The 24,625-nt window shown below is 55.1% G+C and carries 25 protein-coding genes, 4 tRNA genes and 1 other RNA gene; 10 read left to right on the top strand and 20 right to left on the bottom strand.

Going from position 1 to position 24,625, the window contains the following annotated elements:
* The first annotated feature begins 10 nt into the window (after positions 1–10).
* From D781_RS03910 to D781_RS03885, 7 genes are all read left to right on the top strand, one after another.
* On the top strand, positions 11–493 hold the full coding sequence (locus tag D781_RS03910; RefSeq protein WP_015671012.1) for a phage tail protein: 483 nt from the start codon (positions 11–13) through the stop codon (positions 491–493).
* Positions 490–1,629, top strand: coding sequence for a contractile injection system protein, VgrG/Pvc8 family (locus tag D781_RS03905; protein ID WP_015671011.1), 1,140 nt, complete (start codon positions 490–492; stop codon positions 1,627–1,629). Before D781_RS03910 ends, D781_RS03905 begins: the two co-directional genes overlap by 4 nt.
* A gap of 88 nt (positions 1,630–1,717) precedes the next feature.
* Positions 1,718–1,951 (top strand): ogr/Delta-like zinc finger family protein, encoded by a 234-nt coding sequence (locus D781_RS22490; RefSeq protein WP_015671010.1) that lies wholly within the window; start codon positions 1,718–1,720, stop codon positions 1,949–1,951.
* A 3-nt stretch (positions 1,952–1,954) separates the two neighbouring features.
* Positions 1,955–2,521 carry a phage tail protein I gene (locus D781_RS03900; protein WP_015671009.1) on the top strand — a complete coding sequence of 189 codons (567 nt, stop codon included), beginning with the start codon at positions 1,955–1,957 and terminating at the stop codon, positions 2,519–2,521.
* An 11-nt stretch (positions 2,522–2,532) separates the two neighbouring features.
* Positions 2,533–4,284: a phage tail protein gene (locus D781_RS22200; protein WP_015671008.1), complete on the top strand. Its 1,752-nt coding sequence runs from the start codon at positions 2,533–2,535 to the stop codon at positions 4,282–4,284.
* A gap of 2 nt (positions 4,285–4,286) precedes the next feature.
* On the top strand, positions 4,287–4,712 hold the full coding sequence (locus D781_RS03890; RefSeq protein ID WP_015671007.1) for a tail fiber assembly protein: 426 nt from the start codon (positions 4,287–4,289) through the stop codon (positions 4,710–4,712).
* Positions 4,713–5,065: 353 nt separating this feature from the next.
* Positions 5,066–5,437, top strand: a complete 372-nt coding sequence (locus D781_RS03885; RefSeq protein ID WP_015671006.1) for a hypothetical protein — start codon at positions 5,066–5,068, stop codon at positions 5,435–5,437.
* Between the two features lie 82 nt (positions 5,438–5,519).
* On the opposite strand, the gene rplS is transcribed toward D781_RS03885, so the two are convergent.
* The 5 genes from rplS to ffh all read right to left on the bottom strand — a co-directional run bounded on the left by rplS (position 5,520) and on the right by ffh (position 9,132).
* On the bottom strand, positions 5,520–5,876 hold the full coding sequence (rplS, locus tag D781_RS03880; RefSeq protein ID WP_004932484.1) for a 50S ribosomal protein L19: 357 nt from the start codon (positions 5,874–5,876) through the stop codon (positions 5,520–5,522).
* A gap of 43 nt (positions 5,877–5,919) precedes the next feature.
* Positions 5,920–6,687 (bottom strand): tRNA (guanosine(37)-N1)-methyltransferase TrmD, encoded by a 768-nt coding sequence (gene trmD / locus D781_RS03875; RefSeq protein ID WP_015671005.1) that lies wholly within the window; start codon positions 6,685–6,687, stop codon positions 5,920–5,922.
* A gap of 52 nt (positions 6,688–6,739) precedes the next feature.
* Positions 6,740–7,288 carry a ribosome maturation factor RimM gene (gene rimM / locus D781_RS03870; RefSeq protein WP_015671004.1) on the bottom strand — a complete coding sequence of 183 codons (549 nt, stop codon included), beginning with the start codon at positions 7,286–7,288 and terminating at the stop codon, positions 6,740–6,742.
* 18 nt (positions 7,289–7,306) lie between these two features.
* Positions 7,307–7,555 (bottom strand): 30S ribosomal protein S16, encoded by a 249-nt coding sequence (gene rpsP, locus D781_RS03865; RefSeq protein WP_004932501.1) that lies wholly within the window; start codon positions 7,553–7,555, stop codon positions 7,307–7,309.
* A gap of 215 nt (positions 7,556–7,770) precedes the next feature.
* On the bottom strand, positions 7,771–9,132 hold the full coding sequence (gene ffh, locus D781_RS03860) for a signal recognition particle protein (protein WP_015671003.1): 1,362 nt from the start codon (positions 9,130–9,132) through the stop codon (positions 7,771–7,773).
* A gap of 167 nt (positions 9,133–9,299) precedes the next feature.
* On the opposite strand from ffh, the gene D781_RS03855 reads away from it, so the two are divergent.
* Both D781_RS03855 and D781_RS03850 read left to right on the top strand, forming a co-directional pair.
* Positions 9,300–10,091 carry an inner membrane protein YpjD gene (locus tag D781_RS03855; RefSeq protein WP_015671002.1) on the top strand — a complete coding sequence of 264 codons (792 nt, stop codon included), beginning with the start codon at positions 9,300–9,302 and terminating at the stop codon, positions 10,089–10,091.
* Positions 10,092–10,150: 59 nt separating this feature from the next.
* Positions 10,151–11,440 carry an HlyC/CorC family transporter gene (locus D781_RS03850; protein ID WP_015671001.1) on the top strand — a complete coding sequence of 430 codons (1,290 nt, stop codon included), beginning with the start codon at positions 10,151–10,153 and terminating at the stop codon, positions 11,438–11,440.
* Positions 11,441–11,509: 69 nt separating this feature from the next.
* On the opposite strand, the gene luxS is transcribed toward D781_RS03850, so the two are convergent.
* The 14 genes from luxS to pncC form a co-directional block, all read right to left on the bottom strand.
* Complete coding sequence (luxS, locus tag D781_RS03845) at positions 11,510–12,025, bottom strand: S-ribosylhomocysteine lyase (RefSeq protein WP_015671000.1); 516 nt, start codon at positions 12,023–12,025, stop codon at positions 11,510–11,512.
* A gap of 167 nt (positions 12,026–12,192) precedes the next feature.
* Positions 12,193–13,794: a glutamate--cysteine ligase gene (gene gshA, locus D781_RS03840; RefSeq protein WP_199557139.1), complete on the bottom strand. Its 1,602-nt coding sequence runs from the start codon at positions 13,792–13,794 to the stop codon at positions 12,193–12,195.
* A 111-nt stretch (positions 13,795–13,905) separates the two neighbouring features.
* The gene (locus tag D781_RS03835) at positions 13,906–14,334 is read right to left on the bottom strand and encodes a YqaA family protein (RefSeq protein ID WP_015670998.1); all 429 of its coding nucleotides are present in this window, start codon (positions 14,332–14,334) and stop codon (positions 13,906–13,908) included.
* Positions 14,331–14,897: a fructose-1-phosphate/6-phosphogluconate phosphatase gene (yqaB, locus tag D781_RS03830; protein WP_015670997.1), complete on the bottom strand. Its 567-nt coding sequence runs from the start codon at positions 14,895–14,897 to the stop codon at positions 14,331–14,333. The genes D781_RS03835 and yqaB overlap by 4 nt, the downstream gene beginning before the upstream one ends.
* Positions 14,898–15,058: 161 nt before the next feature.
* A non-coding RNA gene (locus D781_RS22485) (RtT sRNA) lies at positions 15,059–15,179 on the bottom strand.
* Positions 15,180–15,206: 27 nt separating this feature from the next.
* Positions 15,207–15,283: transfer RNA gene (locus D781_RS03825), tRNA-Arg, on the bottom strand.
* 45 nt (positions 15,284–15,328) lie between these two features.
* Positions 15,329–15,405 (bottom strand) — tRNA-Arg (locus tag D781_RS03820).
* Between the two features lie 107 nt (positions 15,406–15,512).
* Positions 15,513–15,589 (bottom strand) — tRNA-Arg (locus D781_RS03815).
* Between the two features lie 3 nt (positions 15,590–15,592).
* A tRNA-Ser gene (locus D781_RS03810) sits at positions 15,593–15,685 on the bottom strand.
* A gap of 313 nt (positions 15,686–15,998) precedes the next feature.
* Complete coding sequence (gene csrA, locus D781_RS03805; protein ID WP_004091602.1) at positions 15,999–16,184, bottom strand: carbon storage regulator CsrA; 186 nt, start codon at positions 16,182–16,184, stop codon at positions 15,999–16,001.
* Positions 16,185–16,436: 252 nt separating this feature from the next.
* A complete protein-coding gene (gene alaS / locus D781_RS03800; RefSeq protein WP_015670995.1) occupies positions 16,437–19,064 on the bottom strand; it encodes an alanine--tRNA ligase in 2,628 nt (875 codons plus the stop codon).
* A gap of 135 nt (positions 19,065–19,199) precedes the next feature.
* Positions 19,200–19,694, bottom strand: a complete 495-nt coding sequence (gene recX / locus D781_RS03795; protein ID WP_041411991.1) for a recombination regulator RecX — start codon at positions 19,692–19,694, stop codon at positions 19,200–19,202.
* A gap of 97 nt (positions 19,695–19,791) precedes the next feature.
* Positions 19,792–20,844, bottom strand: a complete 1,053-nt coding sequence (gene recA, locus D781_RS03790) for a recombinase RecA (RefSeq protein ID WP_015670993.1) — start codon at positions 20,842–20,844, stop codon at positions 19,792–19,794.
* Between the two features lie 112 nt (positions 20,845–20,956).
* Complete coding sequence (gene pncC / locus D781_RS03785) at positions 20,957–21,445, bottom strand: nicotinamide-nucleotide amidase (RefSeq protein ID WP_015670992.1); 489 nt, start codon at positions 21,443–21,445, stop codon at positions 20,957–20,959.
* Positions 21,446–21,681: 236 nt separating this feature from the next.
* Here pncC and D781_RS03780 point away from each other — a divergent pair, with 236 nt between their 5' ends.
* Positions 21,682–23,091 carry an MFS transporter gene (locus D781_RS03780; protein WP_015670991.1) on the top strand — a complete coding sequence of 470 codons (1,410 nt, stop codon included), beginning with the start codon at positions 21,682–21,684 and terminating at the stop codon, positions 23,089–23,091.
* A gap of 171 nt (positions 23,092–23,262) precedes the next feature.
* Here D781_RS03780 and mltB read toward each other — a convergent pair whose 3' ends face one another.
* Entirely contained in the window at positions 23,263–24,354 is a 1,092-nt protein-coding gene (gene mltB / locus D781_RS03775; RefSeq protein WP_015670990.1) for a lytic murein transglycosylase B, read from the bottom strand.
* Between the last annotated feature and the right edge of the window lie 271 nt (positions 24,355–24,625).

The following is a 24,625-nucleotide window of genomic DNA, read 5'->3' as shown; positions in this document are numbered from 1 at the left end:
AGCCAACGCCATGATGCTAACCCTTGGGATCTACGTATTTAAGCTGCGTACGCTTCCCTACCAAACCATTAAACGTGATGTCACCTATCAGTGGCCGGAAAACAAACGCGTAGGCCAACGCGCGACCTCGCAGTTTCTCGGCCCCGACGTCGAAACCATCACCCTGGCGGGACAGTTAATGCCGGAACTGACGGGAGGCCGCATCTCGCTCGCCGCTTTGCAGGCAATGGCGGACCAGGGGCGAGCCTGGCCGCTGATTGAAGGGAGTGGAACGATTTACGGCATGTTTGTGATTCAACGGTTAAGCCAGACCGGCACGCAGCTGTTCCCCGATGGCCAACCACGACAAATTAATTTTGATATCACGCTGAAGCGCGTGGATGAGTCGCTGCACGCCATGTTTGGCGATCTGCGTACGCAGGCGGAAGGCGTGTTGCATAAAGCCGGCGTGCTGTTGGACAAGGCAAAACAGGCTGCGGGACTTAACTCATGATCACCGACACCGCTTTGCCAATGGGGGGCAAGATTGCCCCTGACTTTATTATCACGTTGGATGACAAAGATATTACTGCGTCCATCGCACCCCGGTTGATTTCGCTGAAGCTTAAAGACGTCAGCGGCTTTGCCGCAGACTCTCTGAGCATCACTTTAGACGATAGCGACGACCAGCTCATCATGCCCAGACGCGGCGCGCTGTTAACGCTTTATATTGGCTGGCAAGGTTCGGCGTTATTTGGACATGGCTCATTCGTCATTGACACCATTACCCATACCGGCGCACCGGACCAACTGACAATATCGGCTAACAGCGCTGATTTTAGACGCTCACTCAACCAATTACGCAGCCAGTCTTATTCTGATATTGCACTGAGAGACATCATTAAACAAATATCGGAACGCAACCAGCTGCGCGCCCCGAATGTAGACACAGGGCTCAGCGAAATAACCATTCCGCATATCGATCAGACCAATGAGTCAGACCTGCAATTCCTGGTACGGCTGGCGACGCTCAACGGCGCCAAGGTGAGTTTACGCTTCCAGAGGATTTCATTCTTCAAGCCTGGAGTGGGCGGCGTCAGCAACGGTGAGCCTCTGCAAGTACAGGTTCTTACCCGCAATGACGGTGATAGCCATCACTTCAATATCGCGGATAAAAACGCCTATAGCGGCGTCAGCGCCGTTTGGCTAAACACCGATAAACCCAACGAAGCGAATAAAAAAATTCGTCTCGACCGCCAGTTGCCGGGAGGCTCCAAAAATACCGCCGGTTCACCACCAGCAAAACCTGGCGCTCAAACATCGCCAAACAACTATCTACTCGGTGCCGGAGACAACATATTTAATATCCCCAAGGTCTTTCGGGATAAAGATGCTGCGATGCGCGGCGCCGAAGCCGTATTCAAACGAATACAGCAAGGATTGGCCAAGTTCACCATCAACCTGGCTATCGGGCGACCGGACCTGGTGCCAGGCACGCCAATCATCGTTCGCGGCTTCAAATCGCAGATTGATAGTCAGCGGTGGGCCATCAACACCATCACCCACATCCTGAGCAGCAGCGGATACACCTGCACTTTGGACCTACAGGTGATGCTTGATGACGTCACTTACCACACAACAGAAATATGAACTCAATTACGAGTTAATATCTTGTATTTGCGAGATACGGATGTAATATAAATCACAGAGCTTGAATAAACGATAGAGGGATTTGATTATGATGCACTGTCCAGTATGCGGTAACGTCGCTCACACCCGTTCCAGCCGTTACCTGAGCGAATCAACCAAAGAACGCTACCACCAATGCCAGAACATTAACTGCAGCTGTACGTTTGCTACGCACGAGTCGGTTGCGCGCGTCATCGTTAAGCGTGGCGATACCCCGCAGGCACCGGCTGCAGTGGCCACGGGCAAAGCGCGCCCAACAACGCAAACCGCGGCCAAGAGGTAAACCATGTCAGCGTTTGACGCCGATTTATTACCGAATCAGGCAACCAACCGGCTGTTGCCGGTTGGTTCAACGCCGCTCGAAGTCACCGCCGCCCAGGCCTGTGCCGAACTGGAACACGTATCGGTGTCACTGCGCGACTTATGGAACCCGGCAACCTGCCCGGTCAATTTATTACCTTACCTGGCCTGGGCCTTTTCCGTCGATCACTGGGATGAAACATGGCCGGAAGAGACAAAACGCAGCGTTATCGCCTCAGCCTTTTTTGTCCACCGGCATAAGGGCACGCTCGGTGCAATACGCCGCGTAGTTGAACCACTGGGCTACCTGATTAACGTTGACGAATGGTGGCACGGCGGCGATGACCCACCCGGCACCTTCCGGCTCAATATCGGCGTACTGGAAAGCGGCATCAGCGAAGACATGTACCTTGAGATGGAACGCATGATCGCCGATGCCAAACCCGTAAGTCGCCATTTACTTGGCCTGACAATTTCACAAGCCGTGGCAGGATACGTCTATACAGGCGCAGCGGCTCTTGACGGTGATGTCACCACCGTTTACCCCGGATAGAGATACCCAACATGACGAAATATAAAGCGATAATAACCACTGCCGGCGCAGCAAAAATTGCCGCCGCAACGGCCGGCGGGACACAGCTAAAGATTACGCACATGGCCGTCGGCGACGGCAATGGCGCACTGCCCGAACCCACGCCAGAACAAACGAAGCTGCTTAATGAACAATACCGTGCTGCGCTCAACGCATTGGATATTGCCAATGCGTCGAAAGATCATATCGTCGCCGAACAGATCATACCGGCAAACGTCGGCGGTTTCTGGCTGCGTGAAATGGGGTTGTTCGACGAATCCGGCGAACTGATCGCCGTCGGCAATATGGCCGAAAGCTACAAACCCAAGTTGGAAGAAGGTAGCGGGCGTACGCAAACGCTGCGCATGATCCTGATCGTCAGCAATACCGACGCCATCCAGGTAATTGCCGGTGACGATACGGTGTTGGCGAGCAGAGACTTTGTCGAGAAAGCCTTATTGGATCATGAAGGCTCACGCCGCCACCCCGACGCCACCACCACGGCAAAAGGTTTCGTGATGTTGTCAAACGCCACTAACAGCCCGGATGAAAACAAAGCAATAACTCCGGCGGCGCTGAAACAGGTCAATGATGCCGGGTTGAAAAAAGCGTCAAACCTCAGCGACGTGCCAAATAAAGAAACGGCCCGACGTAATCTGCAGCTGGGTAGTGCAGCCACCAAAAACGTCGGTACCGAAAGCGGGCAGCTGATGGCCGTAGGCGCTTTCGGCCTGGGGGGAGCGGCAATTAACATCAGCGATGCTAATGCTGCCAGTAAAACCGGCTTTTACAAGTTAGCACCTGGAGCCGCAAATACACCTAATCCCGCAGCCAACTGGGAAATGCTGTGTATTAAATACGATGCAATATCCGCCAAACAGCTTTTTTGGCACGCTGGTGCAAATACTACCCGCACATATATACGCTACTGCACCTCTCCCGCAGGCGTATGGGGGCCATTTCAACAGTACTACAGCACGGAAAACAAACCGACGTCTGCGGATGTGGGAGCCTGGAGTAAAAATGAAGCGGATGGAAGATATTTGAAACTAACGGGAGGAAAAGTTTCGGGGAAAACAGAATTTTCCAACGGTATTTATGTTGGGGAAGACACGACCCTCAACAATAATCTGTTCATCAATGGTTATTCATACGTTGAAAAACGTGGAAACATGGAAGATCTCCCTAACAACTATCGCAATACCGCTGGTCATCGCATCTGGGGGGCCGGGGATCTGTTCGTTGACCTCTATCACGGTGAACGTATTGGCCAACATCACTTTTTCGGTATTCATGTTGCCAATGGTGGTGCGGACGGCTGGTACGAGTTCAGAAATGGTGGGGAATTCATTGCCAGTTCGACAGTCGGCGCCGGAGGCGGGGGCGGGGGCGGTTCAAAACTCTACCCTGATGGTAATATTTCAGGTTCACTATGGGGGGGTTATCTGTTCAATTACATTAATAATCGCACCCATGTAGCCGGCGGCCGTAATGCCTGGTGGTACAAAGATGAAGCCTCGGGACTGATATTTCAGGGTGGAATCGTTAATCGAGCTTCAGACGTTACCTGGGTAGGATTCCCAATAGGGTATCAGAGAGAGTGTTTCGGCATTCAGATGACTTTACATAGCCGCGTAGGTGATAGTTCGTCCAATATTGAAGCTCGTAATCCGCAGAATGGCGGCTTTGATGCAGTCATGTTTAGCAATGAGCGCCAAGCATTTTGGTGGGCTGTAGGAGTATAAATATGACTTATGGATATAGCGCAACAACCAATACATTTTATGTAATCGAAAATAAAGCTGGCTATGAGCAATTCGGCAACTGGCCCACAGATGTTAAACCTGTTCCCGATAAGGTATGGGAGACATTTATTGAACAAGGCCCCCCGGGAAAAATGCGCGGTGCAAGTGAAAATGGCTTCCCGACTTGGGTAGATATTCCCGCACCAACACAAGAGCAAGCAATAGAAAGTGCCACGATACAGAAAGTAAGGTTAATGGCTGAAGCGACGAAAACAATAGCCCCGTTGCAAGATGCTGACGATCTAGGTATTGCAACAGCGGATGAACTGGAGAAGCTAAAAAGCTGGAAAATATACCGGGTGCAGTTGAGTCGTCTTACCCCCGAAGATGCCCCAAACATCCGCTGGCCATTGACTCCAGAAGCATAAGCCTCAAAACAACGTTTCAGCTGATAAAAAAAGCGAGGACGAACCTGCCCTCGCCATAACATTCAGCACTTCTACACCGCAGCCGACAAGCCTGCTCCTGCAGGCTTTTTTACCCTCAGCCACCAAAGTAGCAATTGCAAGCCAAGCTAAATAATCCGCAAAACAATAACTTCCAGTATATTAAACTTACAATCAATCAGCTACCATGATGATAGTGTGGGAATAACATCATTCTCAACGCTCAGGCTTCGTTCAAAAATCACTCAGACAGGGAACATAGTCGCAATATGGCGGAACCGGATCCTCCCGCCCTTATCAATACTTCAATAAACTACACGCACAAAGAGGTTGTCATGCAAGTTAAAAAAACGCTGCTCGCCCTGGGGTTACTGCTGCCTATGGCGGCGATGGCTATGCCGAAAGGCTTTGTCGATCCCACCACCTTCAAAGGCAGCGAGGCGGAAAAACAGTCGGCGATCAACTACATCAAAGCCAGAACGCAAAAAGATATGAAAACCATCGGGGTCGATAGCCCGGCCACATTACGCATGATGGAACAGAGCAATCTGGACGCCTTTAAACAGCTGACGGCGGCTACCGATAAGAAACTGCTGAAAAAAGTCATCAAGACGTATTGCGGCCAGATCGATATGTGCACCTATCAAAACCTGAAGATGATGTACGACCGCGATCTTGAGGCCAGCAAGCAGGACTTAAACTGGTAAGCTCCCTGTTTTTATTTGACCATAAAAAAAGGGTCTGCCATCAGGCAGACCCTTTTATCACTATTAACTTTCGGATGCAGCGTTAGCCGACGCGGTTCAGACGCTCTTTGATACGAGCAGCCTTACCAGTACGCTCACGCAGGTAGTACAGTTTGGCTTTACGAACGGCACCACGACGTTTCACAGTAATGCTGTCGATTACTGGGGAGTGAGTCTGGAATACGCGCTCAACACCTTCGCCGTTGGAAATCTTACGAACAGTGAATGCAGAGTGCAGACCGCGGTTACGGATAGCGATAACCACGCCCTCGAATGCCTGCAGACGTTTTTTGCTACCTTCAACGACCCATACCTTAACTTCCACGGAATCACCCGGACGGAACGCAGGTACGTCTTGCTTCATCTGCTCTTGTTCAAGTTGCTTAATAATGTTGCTCATAATATGTCTCTTACCCTAGGTAAACTGATATATCGGCGTCGTCTTAGACGTTGCCTTCATAGTCCTGTTGCGAAGCCCGATGTTCCCGTTGGAACTCGGCCAGCAACACCTCTTGCTCGTCAGTCAGAGCTAGGCTTTCTAGAAGTTCAGGTCTTCTAAGCCAGGTTCGGCCCAGCGACTGCTTTAAGCGCCAGCGACGTATCTCGGCATGGTTTCCCGACAGTAAAACCGGCGGTACCTCCATCCCTTCCAACACCTCAGGCCGGGTATAGTGCGGGCAGTCCAGCAATCCGTCGGCAAAAGAGTCTTCTTCTGCTGACGCCTGACGTCCCAGCACGCCCGGAATAAATCGGGCGACCGAATCGATCAGGGTCATTGCCGGCAGTTCCCCGCCGCTGAGTACGTAATCGCCGATTGACCATTCTTCGTCAATTTCGGTTTGGATCACGCGCTCATCAATCCCTTCGTAGCGACCGCACACCAAAATCATCTTTTGGTTGGCCGCCAGTTCGCACACGCCGGTTTGATCCAGCTTGCGCCCCTGAGGTGAAAGATAAATCACCTTTGCACCCTCGCCTGCCGCTGTTTTCGCCGCTGCGATGGCTTCCCGTAAAGGTTGCACCATCATCAGCATTCCCGGGCCGCCGCCGTATGGGCGATCGTCCACGGTACGATGCCGGTCGTAGGTGAAGTCACGCGGACTCCAACACTGGACGCTCAGCAGGCCATTCTTTACTGCCCGGCCAGTCACTCCGTAATCGGTGATGGCGCGAAACATTTCAGGAAACAGGCTTACAATACCAATAAACACAAGCCAATCTCCGTACCGTTATTCCGCTTGCTTCGACCGTATAATCCGGAGGTCAAAAACCAGGATCCCAATCTGCCTCGATAACCTTGGCAGCGAGATCGACTTTCTTGATAACCTGCCCATGAAGGAATGGAATTAACCTCTCCTTCATACCGAATGCATCTTTCAGGTTTGCCCGCACGACCATCACGTCGTTTGAACCGGTCTCCATCATATCGATGACTTTGCCCAGATCGTAGCCGGAGGCGGTGACTACCTGGCAGCCCATCAGGTCTTTCCAGTAGTAATCATCCTCTTCCAACTGCGGAAGCTGATTGGAATCCACGACAATTTCGCAATTGGTCAGCAGATTCGCTTCATCCCGATCGTCAATGCCTTTGACCTTAACGATCAGATCCTGATTGTGGCGACGCCAGCTCTCAAGCTCAACGTGCTGCCACTGGCCCGCCTTCTGGATAAACCAGGGCTGATAGTCAAAAATGCTTTCGGCGTTCTCGGTGGATGAAAACACTCTGAGCCAACCACGAATGCCGTAACTGGAGCCCAGTTTGCCGAGTACAATCGGCTGCTCAGGCGCCAGCGGTTTATGTTGCTTGCTCATTGCCACCACCGCGACAGATTAAGCTGCTTTCTTAGCGTCTTTGATCAGCGCGTGAACGCGATCAGAAACGGTTGCACCCAGGCCGACCCAATGTTCGATGCGGTCCAGGTCCAGACGCAGTGCTTCAGCCTGACCAGAAGCGATCGGGTTGAAGAAGCCTACGCGCTCGATGAAGCGACCGTCACGAGCGTTGCGGCTGTCGGTCACTACTACTTGATAAAACGGACGCTTTTTAGCGCCGCCACGTGCCAAACGAATTGTTACCATAACATCCTCTTTAGTTAATAAAACAGCCGGGCCCCATTGAGGGACGGGGCCCGGTTGCAATATAAAAAGCCCGAAAATTTTACTCATTTTGGCGCAAAAAGCAATCTAAAGCGTAGATTGCCGCTAATTCGTTTTGTCGCCATCACACTTTCGGACGTTTTTTTGCCGCAAGCGGCAATACGGTCAGCGTCGCAATCACTGAAGATCGGCGACGCTTAGCGGCCCGGGAAGCCCGGCGGCATCATGCCCTTCATGTTGCGCATCATCTTCGCCATGCCGCCTTTTTTCATCTTCTTCATCATGCGCTGCATTTCGTCAAACTGCTTGAGCAGACGGTTGACGTCCTGCACCTGCATGCCGGAACCCGTCGCGATACGGCGCTTGCGCGACCCTTTGATGATTTCCGGTTTGGCGCGCTCTTTCAGCGTCATCGAGTTGATGATCGCTTCCATACGCACCAGCACTTTGTCATCCATCTGCGATTTGACATTATCCGGCAGCTGGCCCGCGCCCGGCAGTTTGCTCAGCATGCTGGCCATACCGCCCATATTGCGCATCTGTTTCAGCTGGTCCAGGAAGTCGGTCAGGTCGAAGCCGTCGCCTTTTTTCAGCTTGCTGGCCAGTTTCTCAGCCTGCTCGCGGTCAACCTTGCTCTCGATATCTTCGATCAGCGACAGCACGTCGCCCATGCCGAGAATACGCGACGCCACACGGTCCGGGTGGAACGGCTCCAGCGCTTCGGTTTTTTCGCCGACGCCGAGGAATTTGATCGGTTTACCGGTGATATGACGGATGGAGAGCGCGGCACCGCCGCGCGCATCGCCGTCAACCTTGGTCAGCACCACGCCGGTCAGCGGCAGCGCTTCATTAAAGGCTTTAGCGGTATTGGCGGCGTCCTGGCCGGTCATGGCGTCGACCACAAACAGCGTTTCCACCGGGTTGATCGCCGCGTGCACCTGTTTGATTTCGTCCATCATCGCTTCGTCGACGTGCAAACGGCCGGCGGTATCGACGATCAGCACGTCGTAGAACTTCAGCTTCGCCTGCTGCAGCGCGCGGTTGACGATATCAAGCGGCTTGTCTTTGGCGTCAGACGGGAAGAAGTCGATGCCGACGTTTTCGGCCAGGGTTTCCAGCTGTTTGATCGCCGCAGGGCGATAAACGTCGGCAGACACTACCAGGACCTTCTTCTTCTGTTTCTCTTTCAGGAATTTGCCGAGCTTACCGACGCTGGTGGTTTTACCCGCGCCCTGCAGGCCCGCCATCAGCACCACTGCCGGCGGCTGGGCCGCCAGGTTCAGCTCGGTGTTCACCTCGCCCATCGCGGCGATCAGCTCGCCCTTAACGATTTTGACGAACTCCTGACCCGGCGTCAGGCTTTTGTTGACTTCATGACCGACCGCGCTCTCTTTTACGCGATTGATAAAGTCCCGCACTACCGGCAGCGCAACGTCGGCCTCCAGCAATGCCATCCGCACTTCGCGCAGGGTGTCTTTGATATTCTCTTCTGTCAGCCGCCCGCGGCCGCTGATATTGCGCAGTGTGCGCGATAATCGATCGGTTAAATTTTCAAACATCGTCTCAGGCTCAACGTAATGACAGGCCGCCATGGCGACACAATTGCGGCGATTATAACACGAAGCGTGAACGATCTCTGCCTCAGCGTTGGAGATCGGTTGGAGTGCGGCGCGCTCAACGCTATACTGACCCTTCGATTAACCACGCCGATGCCTAAAATAACGCTATGCCAGTATTTTCCATCGTGGCTTTGATAGCCTACCTGCTCAGCCTTGGACTGATCATTCCCAGCTTGTTGCGGCAGAATAGCGCATACCGTCGGCTCGCCATCATTTCCGCCGTGGTGGCGCTGGTCAGCCACGCCATTGCACTGCAGCAACGGGTGTTCGACGTCAGCACCGGACAAAACCTGAGCCTGCTGAACATCGGCTCGATTGTCAGCCTGATCATCTGCACCGTGATGACCATCGTCGCCTCGCGCAACCGCGGCTGGTTCCTGCTGCCGATCGTCTACAGCTTCGCCATGATCAACCTGGCCTTCGCCAGCCTGCTGCCCGGCGAATTTATCACCCATCTGGAGGCCAGCCCCGAACTGATGGTGCATATCGGCCTGGCGCTGTTCGCCTACGCTACGCTGATTATTGCCGCGCTGTACGCGCTGCAGCTGGCCTGGCTCGATTATTTGCTGAAGAACAAAAAGCTCAGCTTCAGCGCGGATATGCCGCCGCTGATGAGCATTGAACGTAAAATGTTTCATATCACGCAGATCGGCGTCGTATTGCTGACGCTAACCCTGTGCACCGGGCTGCTGTATATGGATAATCTGTTCAGCAAGGAGAACGTGCACAAGGCGGTGCTGTCGATTATGGCGTGGTTTGTCTATATCGTCCTGCTGTGGGGCCACTACCACGAAGGCTGGCGCGGCCGCCGCGTGGTCTGGTTCAGTTTCGCCGGGGCGTTCTTACTCACGCTGGCCTATTTCGGCAGCCGACTCATTCAGGAAATCATGGTGCGCTGAGCGCGCCATGCCTCATTCACCCATGAGGCTATTTTTCTCCATCTATAAGGAATCTCGCGTTGGAGCACGTTTCGACCGCCACCCTAATCATCATTCTGGTGATCATGATTGTGGTTTCCGCTTATTTTTCAGCATCCGAAACCGGCATGATGACGCTCAACCGCTATCGTCTTCGTCACCTTTCCAAACAGGGCAACCGTTCTGCCCGCCGGGTAGAAAAGCTGCTGCAAAAGCCTGACCGCCTGATCGGGCTGGTGCTGATCGGCAATAACCTGGTGAATATCCTGGCTTCTGCACTGGCAACCATCGTCGGGATGCGTCTGTATGGCGATCTGGGCGTGGCGATTGCTACCGGCGTGCTCACCTTCGCCGTCCTGCTGTTCGCCGAAGTGCTGCCGAAAACCTTTGCCGCCCTGTACCCGGAACGCATCGCGTTCCCCAGCAGTATGCTGCTGGCGCCGCTGCAAAAGGTCATGTTCCCGCTGGTATGGCTGCTGAACGGCATTACCAGCATCGTGCTGCGGCTGTTCGGCATCCGTATTAACCACCAGATCAGCGACGCCGTCAGTAAAGAAGAGCTGCGCACCATCGTCAACGAATCCCACTCGCAGATTTCACGCCGCTATCAGGACATGCTGATTTCGGTTCTCGATCTGGAAAAGGTCACGGTGGAAGACATCATGGTGCCGCGCAATGAGATCATGGGCATCGACGTTAACGATGACTGGAAGTCCATCATGCGCCAGCTGACGCACTCACCGCACGGCCGCATCGTGCTGTATCGCGACTCGCTGGACGACGCCATCGGCATGCTGCGCGTGCGCGAGGCCTACCGCCTGATGACGGAAAAGAACGAGTTTAACAAAGAGAACCTGCTGCGCGCCGCCGATGAGATCTACTACGTGCCGGAAGGCACCCCGCTTAACGTGCAGCTGGTCAAATTCCAGCGTAATAAAGAGAAAGTGGGCATCGTCGTTGATGAATACGGCGATATTCAGGGGCTGGTCACGGTAGAGGATATCCTGGAAGAGATCGTCGGCGACTTCACCACCTCCATGTCCCCGACGCTGGCGGAAGAGGTTACGCCGCAAAGCGACGGCTCGGTGCTGATCGACGGCACCGCCAACGTGCGGGAGCTGAACAAAGCCTTTAACTGGAACCTGCCGGCCATTGAAGCGCGCACTATCAACGGGCTGCTGCTCGAAGAGCTGGGGGAGATCCCGGAAAGCGGCACCCGCATCCGCATCGGCCACTATGATTTTGATATTCTGGACGTGCAGGACAATATGATTAAGCAGGTGCGCGTCACGCCGATTAAACCGCTGCAGGAAAGCGTGCAAAATAGTTAACGCTCGCGCGGCATCCATAAAAAAGACGCGATCATCGCGTCTTTTTTATTGTCTGCGGCCGGCACCTTATCAGATGTGCAGTTCCTGCAGCTTCTCTGCCGGCAGCGCCAGATCGTCGTTGCGGTTGACCACTACGTCGCGATCCAGAATATGCTTGGCGATATCCTGCGCTTCCTGCAGCGAGTGCATCTCATACGTCCCGCACTGGAATTCATTCAGCTCAGGGATTTTACGCTGGTCGGTCACCTTCAGCACGTCCGCCATCGCCGCTTTCCAGGCGTCAGCAACGCGTTGCTCTTCCGGCACGCCGATAAGGCTCATATAGAAGCCGGTGCGGCAGCCCATTGGCGAGATATCGATAATCTCTACGCCCTGGCCATTCAGGTGATTACGCATAAACCCTGCGAACAGGTGTTCCAGCGTATGAATGCCGCGCTCTGGCATCACTTCTTTGTTTGGGATGCAAAAACGCAGGTCAAACACGGTGATGGTATCGCCATGAGGAGTTTTCATGGTTTTCGCAACGCGGACAGCCGGGGCTGCCATGCGAGTGTGGTCTACGGTAAAGCTATCCAGCAGTGGCATGTTGTCACCTCCTCGTAAAAGAAAAATTATTTAGGATTTTTTTTAGCGATCCAAGGAAACCTTTTCCCACCCTGCGAGTCTCAGTATATGAAAGACGCGCATTTGTTATCATCATCCCTGTCATCAGAGATGCATATTTGGCCACATTGATGTGGCCTTTTTCTTTTTCAGCCCCCGCCGTTTGCCTTCAGGAACTGTTCAAAGCTTAGCGTATCCGCCGCTTCTGTGTCGCGCTGTCGTTGCCACGACTCGCGAGACTCCTGTGCAAACAGCTCGTCGCTGAGAATCTCCAGCGGTTCAGCGCGTAGCATCTGACGGTAATGCTCCGCCAGCTCCAACCCTACCTTACCGGTTCCGTCTTCCAGCATCGCCTTTAAGATGCGGGCGGAGAAGGTCTGCTCCGGATCGTCGAAAGCGGCGACCAGCCGATCGCACACCTGCTGATACGCCCGGTCGCCGGCTTCACTGTCCAGCACTTCCGCCACGCGTCGCAGATCGGCAAACAGCGCCTTGCCCACCTGGACCAGCGGTTTACGCGTATCGTTGCAGCCGATGCCGATGGTCTGCCCCGGTTTACGGCCTTCCAGAATCACGCGGTTCCAGTTTTTACGTGTACACAGCAATTCATCGCTGTTCATTTCCGGCGCGTCCGCCAGGGTGCACCAGATCAGGAACAGATCCAGGAAACGCGCCTGCACCGCATCGACGCCAATCGGCGAGAACGGGTTGATATCCAGCGAACGCACTTCGATATATTCAATGCCGCCGCGCAGCAAGGCATCAGACGGCGTCTCACCGCTGCGGGTTACGCGTTTGGGACGAATCGGCGCATACAGTTCATTTTCAATCTGCAGCACGTTGGTATTCAGCTGCAGGTAATGGTCGCCCTGCTTCACCCCTAGTTGCGCAAACTCTTCCGACGGTGTCGCTATCGCCTTCTTCAGCCCTGCAACATAGCTGTGCAGGTCGTTGAAGGTAATTCCCAGATTGCTTTGCGACTTGTTGGTATAACCCAGATCGCTCAGGCGCAGCGAGGTGGCATACGGCAGATACAGCATGCCGCGCCCGTTGCTTTCAAACGGCAGCGAGGTTTCCCGCCCCTTCAGGAACGAGGAGCAGATAGCCGGCGAGGCGCCGAACAGATAAGGGATCACCCAGCCAAAGCGGTAATAGTTGCGGATCAGGCGGAAATAACCGGCAGATATCTGCTCTTTACCGCTTTCCTCGTCCTCACCCCCCGCCCAGGCCCGCCAGAACTCCAACGGCAGCGAGAAGTTGTAGTGAACGCCGGAAATCGTCTGCATCAAGGCGCCATAGCGGTTTTTCAGCCCTTCGCGGTACAACGTTTTCATCCGGCCGATATTCGATGAGCCGAACTGCGCCAGTTCAATATCCTGCTCGGTGCCGATAAAACACGGCATGCTCAGCGGCCACATGCGCTCTTCGCCAATATTACGCGCCACGTAGCGGTGGATATCGCGCAAGAACGTCAGCAGGTGATCGATATTGTCATCAACCGGCGTAATAAACTCTAACAGCGCCTCGGCAAAATCCGTGGTAATCCAATGGTGCGTTAATGCTGCCCCCAGATGTTCCGGATGCCCGGTCGTCGCCAGCTTGCCATCGGCCGTTACGCGTAGGGTTTCGCGCTCAATACCGCGGCGAATGCCTTTTAATGCCTGAGGGTGGGCTTCCAACCAAGAAAGCGCCTGTGATACGTCCGGGATCAAATTGACCTCCCGCTCCAAAAAACGATGACTCGTAAGCATACTGAAACCACGCCCGAAGAATATTGTATTCATTCCCACCCATGCCGGCCGCGGCAGCGCGCACGCCGTTCACCGCCAACCTAATGGCGTTTGGGGTTATGTTTAACTTCGTTAGTGCCACCAGGAAATCCCCTGTAGCGTTATCATAGTCAAAATGACGTAACGCAGCGCTTTTCCGATCGTCAGAAACAGCACCACAGGTCCCCATGGCATGCGCAGCCAACCTGCCAACACGCACAACAAATCGCCCACTACCGGCAACCAACTGAGCAACAGCGCAGCAGGGCCAAAGCGTTGCAACCACTTCAGCGCCGTTTCCAGCCCGCGTTGTGGTTTTAACGCCGGTAACAGGCGCCCGATAATCACATTGGTCAACCCGCCAAGCGTATTGCCCAACGTCGCCGCCAACACTAACCATGCGGGGGCAACCAGACTTTTCGTCAGCAAGGCGACCAGAAGAATTTCTGAATTTCCCGGCAGCAGCGTCGCACTGAGAAAACTGCTGCCGAACAATGAAAGTAGCGTTAGCGTACTACTCACAGCGTACGGACGTCTACCACCGCCATATTGGCGCTGCGCGCCGCCTGAATGCCAAAGTCCGCATCTTCAAACACCACGCACTGTTCCGGCGCTACGCCTATCAGTTCAGCGCAGCGCAGAAACGTCTCCGGTTCCGGCTTGTGACGTTGGACATCATCAGCGCCGACAATCGCGTCAAAGCACTGATACAGCCCCAGATGGCGCAGCAGTCGCTCCGCCATACGGTGTTCACTGCCAGTGCCCACCGCCATCGGACGGCGGCCATGATAAGACTTCACCACCTCCGCCAGCGGCAACGGACGCACGCTGTCGAGCAGCATCGCTTCCACCGCGCGAGTTTTCTCTGCGGCGAGCTGATGAGGATCAAGATCGGCCTGATGAGCGGTAAGAATCGCTTCGGCGATGCGCCAGGCCGGCGAACCGTTCAGCGCCACCACGGCAGACTCGTCAAACGTCATGCCATAGCGCCCCAGCACGTCACGCCACGCCTGCCGGTGTGTGGGTTCGGTATCCAGAATCGTGCCGTCCATGTCAAAGATCAGACCTTGGTAGCGATCGTACATCGTTACTCCATGATCATTGCGGAAAGAAAACTACTTTATCGCAAAGCAGGGAAATTGTCGCCGATCGCGTGATGTCTGAAAATGCCGCGTTGTGGGTAAGGACTTCATGGATGATGCGGAGAACAGAAAGCGAAAAACCCGCCGAAGCAGGTTTCTCTTAGAGGGGGCATCCGGGAGGATGATTCGGCTGCGCCTCCCCTGCGGGCCGTTGCTGACGCAACGTTGTCTCTCTGCGCTCGGCTCGAACCTCCAACCGCTCTCCTCGCGGCCGGAAAAGCGAAAAACCCGCCGAGGCGGGTTTTTCTTAGATGGTGCATCCGGGAGGATTCGAACCTCCGACCGCTCGGTTCGTAGCCGAGTACTCTATCCAGCTGAGCTACGGATGCATTGTCTATTTTTGCTTTCCTGATAATCAGGTAAGACTTGAAGAATGGTGCATCCGGGAGGATTCGAACCTCCGACCGCTCGGTTCGTAGCCGAGTACTCTATCCAGCTGAGCTACGGATGCACAGTAATTCTTTTTGATACCGTATGGTATTTTGTTACTCACCCTACCATACTGCTCTATGGCGTGACACGAGTTCGAATTACGACGTTCAAACACATGCCTAAATATGGTGCATCCGGGAGGATTCGAACCTCCGACCGCTCGGTTCGTAGCCGAGTACTCTATCCAGCTGAGCTACGGATGCAAATGGCGGTGAGGCGGGGATTCGAACCCCGGATGCAGCTTTTGACCGCATACTCCCTTAGCAGGGGAGCGCCTTCAGCCTCTCGGCCACCTCACCAACACGCTTCTTTCGAATTGTGCCTAACTCGCTTTAGAGAAGCTCATCGGCACTGCGTGGCGCACATATTACTTTCCCCGACTTATAAGTCAAACAATTTTTCCCAACTTATTTTTGTTTGCACACTTCGCAGGCAATATGGGCAATTCGACGACAAAAAGGGTGTTTTATCAACAGGCAAACGGCGATAGGCCGGCAATAAAGTGAATAACGCCCAGAGAAAAAATTGTCAGCGAGAGAGGGAAAAACCAGAGGAAAGAGAGAAAAAAGGCAGAAGCGTCCCGTCAGAGGCAACGAGACGCTACGATTGAAATCAGTAAGTCGTCTGCTGAGACTTCTCGGCCTGGATACGTTGATAGATTTCTTCCCGGTGTACGGACACTTCTTTCGGAGCATTTACACCAATACGAACCTGGTTGCCTTTTACCCCTAGCACTGTGACCGTAACCTCATCGCCAATCATGAGGGTTTCACCAACTCGACGAGTCAGAATTAACATTCTTTGCTCCTTGAAAGATTAAAAGAGTCGGGTCTCTCAGTTTCCCCGCCATTATCCATCATATGTGGTGAAAAAGTAAGCCATAGAACCCACAATAAATGTAAGTAGACTTGGTATCACCCCAGTTAATGATAAGTTTAGCCGACCTGAAAAACTTTGTTCCCGTTATTATAACCGCATTGTTTTAGCACCCTGAAAAAACGCCATAATCAACAATAGGTTATGGCGTTCATCTGGGCTATTTATTTATATTCACAGTTTCGAAGCCACCCAGGCTTCTACGCTGCCTAATGCCGCAGGCAAGGCGTCGACGTCGCTTCCCCCCGCTTGCGCCATATCCGGACGACCACCGCCCTTGCCACCCACCTGCTGGGCGACGCTGCCGATCAGCTCGCCGGCTTTTACCCGGTCGGTCAGATCTTTGGTCACACCAGCAATCAGGCTGACTTTACCGTCAGCAGCCGTAGCCAGAACGATGATTGCAGAACCCAGTTGATTTTTAAGATCGTCAACCATGGTACGCAGCATTTTCGGTTCAACGTTATCCAGCTGGCTAACCAGCAGCTTCACGCCGTTCACCAATTGCGCCTTACTGGACAGCGACGCGCTTTCCGACGCCGCCTGTTGGTCTTTAAGCTGCTGCAGCTCTTTTTCCAACACGCGGGAACGATCGAGCACCGCACGTACCTTGTCCGTCAGGTTGTTGCTGTCACCTTTCACCAGGTGGGCAACCCCCTGCAGTAAATCACTCTGCTGATGCAGTGAGGCTATCGCGCCTTCACCGGTCAGCGCTTCAATACGGCGGATCCCCGCGGCCGTACCCGACTCGCTCTGAATACGGAACAGACCGATATCACCGGTGCGGGCCACATGGGTGCCGCCACACAGTTCGGTAGAGAAGTCGCCCATGGTCAGTACGCGCACATGGTCATCGTACTTCTCACCGAACAGCGCCATCGCGCCCTTCTCTTTCGCATCCTCCAGCGCCATCACCTCGGTCTGCACCGGCAGATTACGACGCACCTGCTGGTTGACCAGGTCTTCCACCGCACGCAGCTGTTCCGGCTTGATCGCCTCAAAGTGCGAGAAATCAAAACGCAGGTATTTATCGTTAACCAGAGAGCCTTTCTGCGCCACATGCTCACCCAACACCTGGCGTAATGCCTCGTGCAGCAGGTGGGTGGCGGAGTGGTTCAGACGGATGCGATTGCGGCGCGCCTGATCGATCTCGGCATCAACACTGTCGCCGACTTTCAGCGTACCTTGCGCCAGCTTGCCCTGATGACCGAGCGCCTGACCATATTTTTGCGTATCGGCGACGACAAATTCCGCCGCTGCCGCTTTCAGCACCCCTTTATCACCAACCTGGCCGCCAGACTCGCCGTAGAACGGCGTGCTGTCCAGCACCACCACTGCGTCTTCGCCGGCATGGATTGCTTCAACGGGTTGGCCGTCACGGAACAGTGCGGTAACCTTGGCCTGCAGCTTGTCATGGTCATAGCCGCAGAACTCGCTGGTGCCATCAACGCGGATCATACTGTTGTAATCAGCGCCGAAGCCGCTGGATTCACGCGCACGACGGCGCTGCGCTTCCATCGCCTCGTCAAAGCCAGCCTCATCAACCTTCAGGCCGCGCTCGCGGCAAACGTCTGCGGTCAGATCAACCGGGAAGCCGTAGGTGTCATACAGACGGAAGGCCGTTTCACCGTCCAGCGTATCACCCTGCAGCTTGGACAGCTCTTCATCTAGCAGCGCCAAACCACGCTCCAGCGTGCGGGCAAACTGCTCTTCTTCCGTTTTCAGCACCTGCTCAACCATCGCCTGCTGGCTCTTCAGCTCTTCAGCCGCCGGCCCCATCACTTCGATCAACGGCGCAACCAGCTTGTAGAAGAAGGTATCTTTTGCACCCAGCATATTGCCGTGACGTACCGCGCGGCGAATGATGCGACGCAGCACATAGCCACGGTTCTCATTGGATGGGATAACGCCGTCGGAAACCAGGAAGGCGCAAGAACGAATATGGTCGGCGATAACGCGCAAGGATTTGTTATCCAGATCGGTCGCGCCGGTGACTTTGGCAACCGCCGCAATCAGGGTGCGGAACAGATCGATTTCATAGTTGGAATTAACGTGTTGCAGTACCGCGGTGATACGCTCCAGTCCCATGCCGGTATCAACCGATGGTTTAGGCAGCGGCAGCATCGTGCCGTCAGCCTGACGGTTAAACTGCATAAAGACGATATTCCAAATCTCGATATAACGGTCGCCATCCTCTTCCGGGCTGCCCGGAGGGCCGCCCCAGATGTGATCGCCGTGATCGTAGAAAATTTCGGTACACGGACCGCACGGGCCGGTATCACCCATCTGCCAGAAGTTATCGGAAGCAAACGGCGCGCCCTTGTTGTCGCCGATGCGAATGATGCGTTCAGCAGGGATACCGATTTCGTTCTGCCAGATAGCAAACGCTTCATCATCGGTTTCGTAGACGGTCACCCACAGCTTTTCTTTCGGCAGGTTAAACCAGTTTTCACCGGTCAGCAGTTCCCAGGCATAGGCAATGGCGTCACGTTTGAAGTAATCACCGAAGCTGAAGTTACCCAGCATTTCGAAGAAGGTATGGTGGCGCGCGGTGTAACCGACGTTTTCCAGGTCATTATGCTTACCACCTGCGCGTACGCAGCGCTGAGAGGTGGTCGCGCGGGTATAAGCGCGTTTATCCAGCCCCAGGAAAACATCTTTGAATTGGTTCATACCGGCGTTGGTAAACAGCAACGTCGGATCATTGTTAGGCACCAGGGAGCTGCTTGCTACGACCTGATGACCTTTACTATGAAAGAAATCGAGAAACGCTTGACGGATCTCAGCGGTGCTCTTGCTCATATTTTTCCCGGAAAGACTAGAATAACGATACGTGAACAGGGCGCGCGTCATCCTTACGATGGCAGCCTGCTCACGAACTAAAGTGGGGATAAGATAAATTTTCTTCAGAGGGAAGTAAAACCCCGTGTGCGATGATTACGCAAAATCACGGTAAATCGACTGAATTTCTTCCTGGAAAAAGCCTCGATAAAGCAGATAACGCTGCACTTTAGCTTTGTCTTTCCACTCTTTCGGCAATGGTTCGCCAAATTTGCGCTGAGCAACCTCTTTGGCCTGTTCGCACCAGTCGATGTCACAGTCGGCCAACGCCGTCTGCACCACCTCTTTATCCACACCCTTTTGCATCAGCTCGGAACGAATGCGCTGCGCGCCGTAGCCCTTACGGCTGCGGCTGCCGATATAGCTCGCAGCAAAACGCCGATCGTCCAACCAATTATGCTGATAACAATAATCAATGACCTGTTCGACAACGGCTGGGTCGGTGGGTTCATCGCAAGATGGGGAGTCGTTTTTGTCGGAGAATCTGGCGCGGGAGAAAAACGGCTGCGCCGCAAGCTTGCGGCGCAGTTCGTCTTCACTATGATCGCGTTGTGACAGCAAGCGCATCGCGCGGCTCAGCAGGTCATTCAGCGTGTTTCCGGTCTTTGGGGAAACCCGTTCGTTCATAGGATTACAACCTTGGCGTGCGGCGATACGCCAGAATCAGTGCGTACCGCCACTGTCGCGATTAAAACTCTTCGCTGGTTTCAGCTTCGTCATCGAAGCCTTCATCCGCTTCAACGGCGCTGCTGTGCAGCAGCAGATCGCGCAGCTTCTTGTCCAGTTCGGCGGCAATTGCCGGGTTTTCCTTCAGGAAGTTGCAGGCATTTGCCTTACCCTGGCCAATTTTATCGCCGTTGTAGCTGTACCAGGCGCCGGCTTTTTCAATCATCTTGTGCTTCACGCCCAGGTCAATCAGCTCACCGCGGCTGTTGATGCCTTCGCCGTACATGATCTGGAATTCAGCCTGTTTGAACGGTGCGGCAACCTTGTTCTTCACCACTTTTACGCGGGTTTCACTACCGACCACTTCATCGCCCTCTTTAATCGCGCCGATACGGCGGATATCCAGACGAACGGACGCATAGAACTTCAGCGCGTTGCCGCCGGTGGTGGTTTCCGGGTTGCCGAACATCACGCCGATTTTCATACGGATCTGGTTGATGAAGATCAGCAGCGTGTTGGCATTTTTCAGGTTACCGGCCAGCTTACGCATTGCCTGGCTCATCATACGCGCCGCCAGACCCATGTGCGAATCACCGATTTCACCTTCGATTTCCGCTTTTGGCGTCAGCGCCGCAACGGAGTCGACGATGATCACGTCAACCGCGCCGGAGCGGGTCAACGCGTCACAGATTTCCAGCGCCTGCTCGCCGGTATCCGGCTGAGAACACAGCAGGTTATCGATATCTACACCCAGCTTTTTCGCATACACCGGATCCAACGCGTGTTCGGCATCGATAAAGGCGCAGGTTTTGCCTTCGCGCTGCGCGGCGGCGATAACCTGCAGCGTCAGGGTGGTTTTACCGGAGGATTCCGGCCCGTAGATTTCAACGATACGGCCCATCGGCAGGCCGCCGGCGCCCAGTGCGATATCAAGTGACAGTGAGCCGGTAGAGATCGTTTCCACATCCATGGAACGGTCTTCACCCAGACGCATGATGGAGCCTTTGCCGAATTGTTTTTCAATCTGGCCCAGTGCCGCAGCTAACGCCTTTTGCTTGTTCTCATCAATAGCCATTTTTGCTCCTTCGTTGCGCAATGTCGGTGTTACCCCACACTGCCACTGAATGTATGTTGTGCAGGAAATGTCACTAATTATACTGTACAGTCATACAGTATCAAGCCTAATTTTATAAAAATTCGTCGAGCACGGTTTGCAGCGCGAAAACCGTCGCCTGCAGCCGGACGGCGTCGCGATCGCCGCTGAAACGCCTCTCGCACGCCAGCACCCGCCCCGAGCGTTCGGCAAAGCCGAACCATACGGTGCCGACCGGTTTCGCCGCGCTGCCGCCGTCCGGCCCGGCGATGCCGCTGACCGACAGCGCGATATCGGCGTCGGCCGCATGCAGCGCGCCCTGCGCCATTTCACGCACCACCGCTTCGCTGACCGCGCCATGCACCTGCAGCGTGCTCTCGGAAACGCCCAGCAGCTGGTGCTTCGCCCGGTTGCTGTAGGTGACAAAACCGCGATCGAAGTAGGCAGAGCTGCCGGCAATATCGGTGATCGCCTTGGCGATGCCGCCGCCGGTGCAGGACTCCGCCGCCGTGATCCAGCGCCCGTCGGCCTTCAGTTTTTCGCCGACGGCCACGCTAAGTTTACGCAGGTTCTCTTCGCTCATCACGCCCCCTCAATGAATCATCGCTATATGCGCCCGATAGTAGCATTTATCAAGCGCCGGCGACGGCGGGATCGGCAAATTGCGCTGCGCAGCGCAAAAGCGGCGAGGTTTTAAGCTGCCAAGCAAGCTGCTAGTATCAGAGGAGGTGCCCAGGTAACGGGCAACGCGCGATAGCGCACGCAACAAGGATGCTGGTAGCCGGCAGTAATCAGCGCCGATGACCATAGGATGAGCGAGTGAAAAAAACGTTTGGCGTATTCTTTCCGTTATATACCACAACGCTGCTGATGCTGTTGGGATCCGGGCTGCTGACTACCTATATCTCCTTGCGTCTGGCCTCGATTCACGTCACCGGCGGCCTGATCGGCGCCATCACCGCCGCCAACTATATCGGGCTGGTGGTCGGCGGCAAGGTCGGCCACTTTTTGATTGCGCGCGTCGGGCATATCCGCGCCTACGTCTCCTGCGCGGGCATTATTACCGCTGCGGTGCTGGGACACGGCCTGACCGAATACATCCCGGTTTGGGTGGTGCTGCGCATGATTATCGGCCTGTGCATGATGTGCCAGTTTATGGTGTTGGAAAGCTGGCTTAACGATCAGGCCGAGTCCAATCAGCGCGGCGTGGTCTTCGGTTTCTACATGGCCGCCACCTATCTGGGCCTGTCCCTCGGCCAGGTGGTGTTGATGCTGCAGACCGATCTGGGCATCAGCACCCTGCTGATTATCGCCCTGTGCTTCGCGCTCTGCCTGGTGCCCATCGCCCTCACCACCCGCACCAACGTCCGCCATATGTCGCCGGCGCCGCTGGAGCTGCGCTACTTTATCCGCACCATTCCCAGCGTGCTGGCCAGTACGCTGGTGATCGGCATGGTGGTCGGCTCGTTTTACGGCCTGGCGCCGGTGTATACCAGCCAGCAGGATTTAAGCACCCAGCATACCGGCCTGTTTATGGCACTGGCGATTTTCGCCGGCCTGGTGGCGCAGTTCCCGCTGAGCTGGCTGTCCGATCGTTATAACCGTACGCTGCTGATGCGTCTCAACGCCATTTTGCTGGTGCTGGCGGCGCTGCCGCTGGCGATTCTGCCGCACATCACCTTTCCGCTGCTGCTGGCTATCGGCTTTGTCGTCAGCATGCTGCAGTTTACGCTCTATCCGCTGGCGGTGGCGCTGGCCAATGACCTGGTCGAACCGGAGCGCCGCGTGTCTCTGGCGGCCTGTCTGCTGATGGCCTTCGGCGTGGGCGCCAGCATCGGACCGCTGACGGTCGGCATGCTGATCCAGCCGCTGGGCGGCAATATCCTGTATGTGTTTTTCGCCCTGTGCGGCGTGTTGATTGTCGGCTTCAGCCGCACGGTGAAAGAGGACGAGTCGCAGTTCGTCGAGGATGCGCCGCTACCGCATATCCCGATGCCGGACAGCCTGGTCAGTTCGCCGCTGTCGCCGGCGCTGAACCCGACCTTCGATGAACAAACGATTCATGACACCATGCCGCCGCCGGAAGCCGCGCCGGATCCGGTTGAGACAGAACCTGCCGAGGCCGAAGCGGAGCCTGCCGACGTCGCAGCGGAGGAAGAGGAGCCGCCTGCGCAAGGGGCCGACCCGGATGAGGACACCGGGCTGAAGAAAGCCTACACCATGCTGTAAGCCAACAAAAAGGAGGTTGATGACAAAGTGCTCTGGTAGCTCAAGATACCCGGGCCTAGCGTAACGAGGGGTGCTCCGGCGGCTAATGCCGCTACGACCCCATCGCCACGCTCTCCCTAATAACGAACTTTGTCAGCAGTCTGAAAGGGCGTCACCGGCCCTTTTTGCTGCTCAGAATACGCTGCCGCCGCGCCGCGCGCGGCCGACCGCCTCACCCAGTTGCCATACCGCCATCGCGTAGTGCGTACTGTGGTTATAGCGGGTGATGGTGTAGAAGTTGGGCAGCCCGTACCAGTACTGATAGTCGCTGCCCATATCCAGGCGCAGCAGGCTCACTTCCTGATCGTGGCCCAGCCCGCCCTGCGGCGTCAGCCCCGCAGACTGCAGGGCGCCGACCGTATAGCGGGTCTTGAAGCCGTGCTCCATATATGGCGCCTGGCCGCTGGCCGGCACCGCAACCAGCGCATCGCGCTGCCAGCCGTGCGCGCGGAAATAGTTTGCCACGCTGCCGATCGCGTCCTCAGGATCCCACAGGTTAATGTGCCCGTCGCCGTTAAAATCGACCGCGTAATCCTTGAAGGAGGACGGCATAAACTGGCCGTATCCCATCGCACCGGCATAAGAGCCGCGCAGTTCCAGCGGATCGCGCTGCTCTTTACGCGCCATCAGCAGGAAGGTTTCCAGTTCTCCGGTAAAGTAGGTCGCACGGCGGGGATAATCGAAGGAGAGCGTTGCCAGCGCGTCGATAATGCGCGTTTTGCCCATCACCCGTCCCCAGCGGGTTTCCACCCCGATGATGCCGACGATGATTTCCGGCGGCACGCCGTAGACCCGGTGCGCGCGCTCCAGCGCATCGGCATACTGATTCCAGAAGGCTACGCCGTTGGGAATATTATCCGGAGTAATGAATTTATTACGGTACCGCAGCCAGGCACCGTTTGGCCCGGAAGGCGGCTGGCCGGTCGGTCTTGGCGCCTGACGATCCATCAGCCGGATCACCCAGTCCAGTCGCTTGGTCTGCGCGAAAACATCATGCAGCTGCTGGCGATCAAAGCCGTGCTCGCGCACCATTTTGTCGATAAAGCGCTGGGCCGACGCGTTGTAGGCATAATCGCCGGACAGCATCGGATTGACGTGATCGGCTTCCAGCAGGAAACCGCCTTGCACCGCACGGCCCTGCGGCGGCTGGGTGGTATTTTCCGGCTTGCTGCTGCAGGCGGAAAGTAAAACGACCAAGGGAATAAGAGGGGCAAATTGACGCATCAGGTATCCATACAGCCAGGCTAAAAATATTTTGGTTATGGTAAATCATAGACGGTGATGCACAAACAGGAATATTCGCATCGAATAATCAGTCAAATACCGCCCATTTTTCCGCTACTGGTACCCGTAATGCGAACGATTTGGCAGAAGCAGAGGAAAAAAGCGCCGGCGCTTGCAGATGCGTTTGAAACTGCGTTATCACCTGTTAACATCTTCACTCTACAGAGCAGCCGGCATTTAGCCTTCTTGCAGGACGCTTCAACGTGGCTAC

Origin of the sequence: Serratia sp. FGI94, from assembly GCF_000330865.1 — a bacterium.
Lineage (GTDB): Bacteria > Pseudomonadota > Gammaproteobacteria > Enterobacterales > Enterobacteriaceae > Serratia_B > Serratia_B rubidaea.
Note: the sequence above shows the minus strand (reverse complement) of the source record. Positions and strands in the feature narration are given on the sequence as shown.

Coding starts and splice junctions, on each gene's coding strand:
- D781_RS03910 (WP_015671012.1), top strand. CDS start 11: ATGATGCTAACCCTTGGGATCTACGTATTTAAGCTGCGTACGCTTCCC.
- D781_RS03905 (WP_015671011.1), top strand. CDS start 490: ATGATCACCGACACCGCTTTGCCAATGGGGGGCAAGATTGCCCCTGAC.
- D781_RS22490 (WP_015671010.1), top strand. CDS start 1,718: ATGATGCACTGTCCAGTATGCGGTAACGTCGCTCACACCCGTTCCAGC.
- D781_RS03900 (WP_015671009.1), top strand. CDS start 1,955: ATGTCAGCGTTTGACGCCGATTTATTACCGAATCAGGCAACCAACCGG.
- D781_RS22200 (WP_015671008.1), top strand. CDS start 2,533: ATGACGAAATATAAAGCGATAATAACCACTGCCGGCGCAGCAAAAATT.
- D781_RS03890 (WP_015671007.1), top strand. CDS start 4,287: ATGACTTATGGATATAGCGCAACAACCAATACATTTTATGTAATCGAA.
- D781_RS03885 (WP_015671006.1), top strand. CDS start 5,066: ATGCAAGTTAAAAAAACGCTGCTCGCCCTGGGGTTACTGCTGCCTATG.
- rplS (WP_004932484.1), bottom strand. CDS start 5,876: ATGAGCAACATTATTAAGCAACTTGAACAAGAGCAGATGAAGCAAGAC.
- rimM (WP_015671004.1), bottom strand. CDS start 7,288: ATGAGCAAGCAACATAAACCGCTGGCGCCTGAGCAGCCGATTGTACTC.
- rpsP (WP_004932501.1), bottom strand. CDS start 7,555: ATGGTAACAATTCGTTTGGCACGTGGCGGCGCTAAAAAGCGTCCGTTT.
- ffh (WP_015671003.1), bottom strand. CDS start 9,132: ATGTTTGAAAATTTAACCGATCGATTATCGCGCACACTGCGCAATATC.
- D781_RS03855 (WP_015671002.1), top strand. CDS start 9,300: ATGCCAGTATTTTCCATCGTGGCTTTGATAGCCTACCTGCTCAGCCTT.
- luxS (WP_015671000.1), bottom strand. CDS start 12,025: ATGCCACTGCTGGATAGCTTTACCGTAGACCACACTCGCATGGCAGCC.
- gshA (WP_199557139.1), bottom strand. CDS start 13,794: ATGCTTACGAGTCATCGTTTTTTGGAGCGGGAGGTCAATTTGATCCCG.
- yqaB (WP_015670997.1), bottom strand. CDS start 14,897: ATGTACGATCGCTACCAAGGTCTGATCTTTGACATGGACGGCACGATT.
- csrA (WP_004091602.1), bottom strand. CDS start 16,184: ATGTTAATTCTGACTCGTCGAGTTGGTGAAACCCTCATGATTGGCGAT.
- alaS (WP_015670995.1), bottom strand. CDS start 19,064: ATGAGCAAGAGCACCGCTGAGATCCGTCAAGCGTTTCTCGATTTCTTT.
- recA (WP_015670993.1), bottom strand. CDS start 20,844: ATGGCTATTGATGAGAACAAGCAAAAGGCGTTAGCTGCGGCACTGGGC.
- pncC (WP_015670992.1), bottom strand. CDS start 21,445: ATGAGCGAAGAGAACCTGCGTAAACTTAGCGTGGCCGTCGGCGAAAAA.
- mltB (WP_015670990.1), bottom strand. CDS start 24,354: ATGCGTCAATTTGCCCCTCTTATTCCCTTGGTCGTTTTACTTTCCGCC.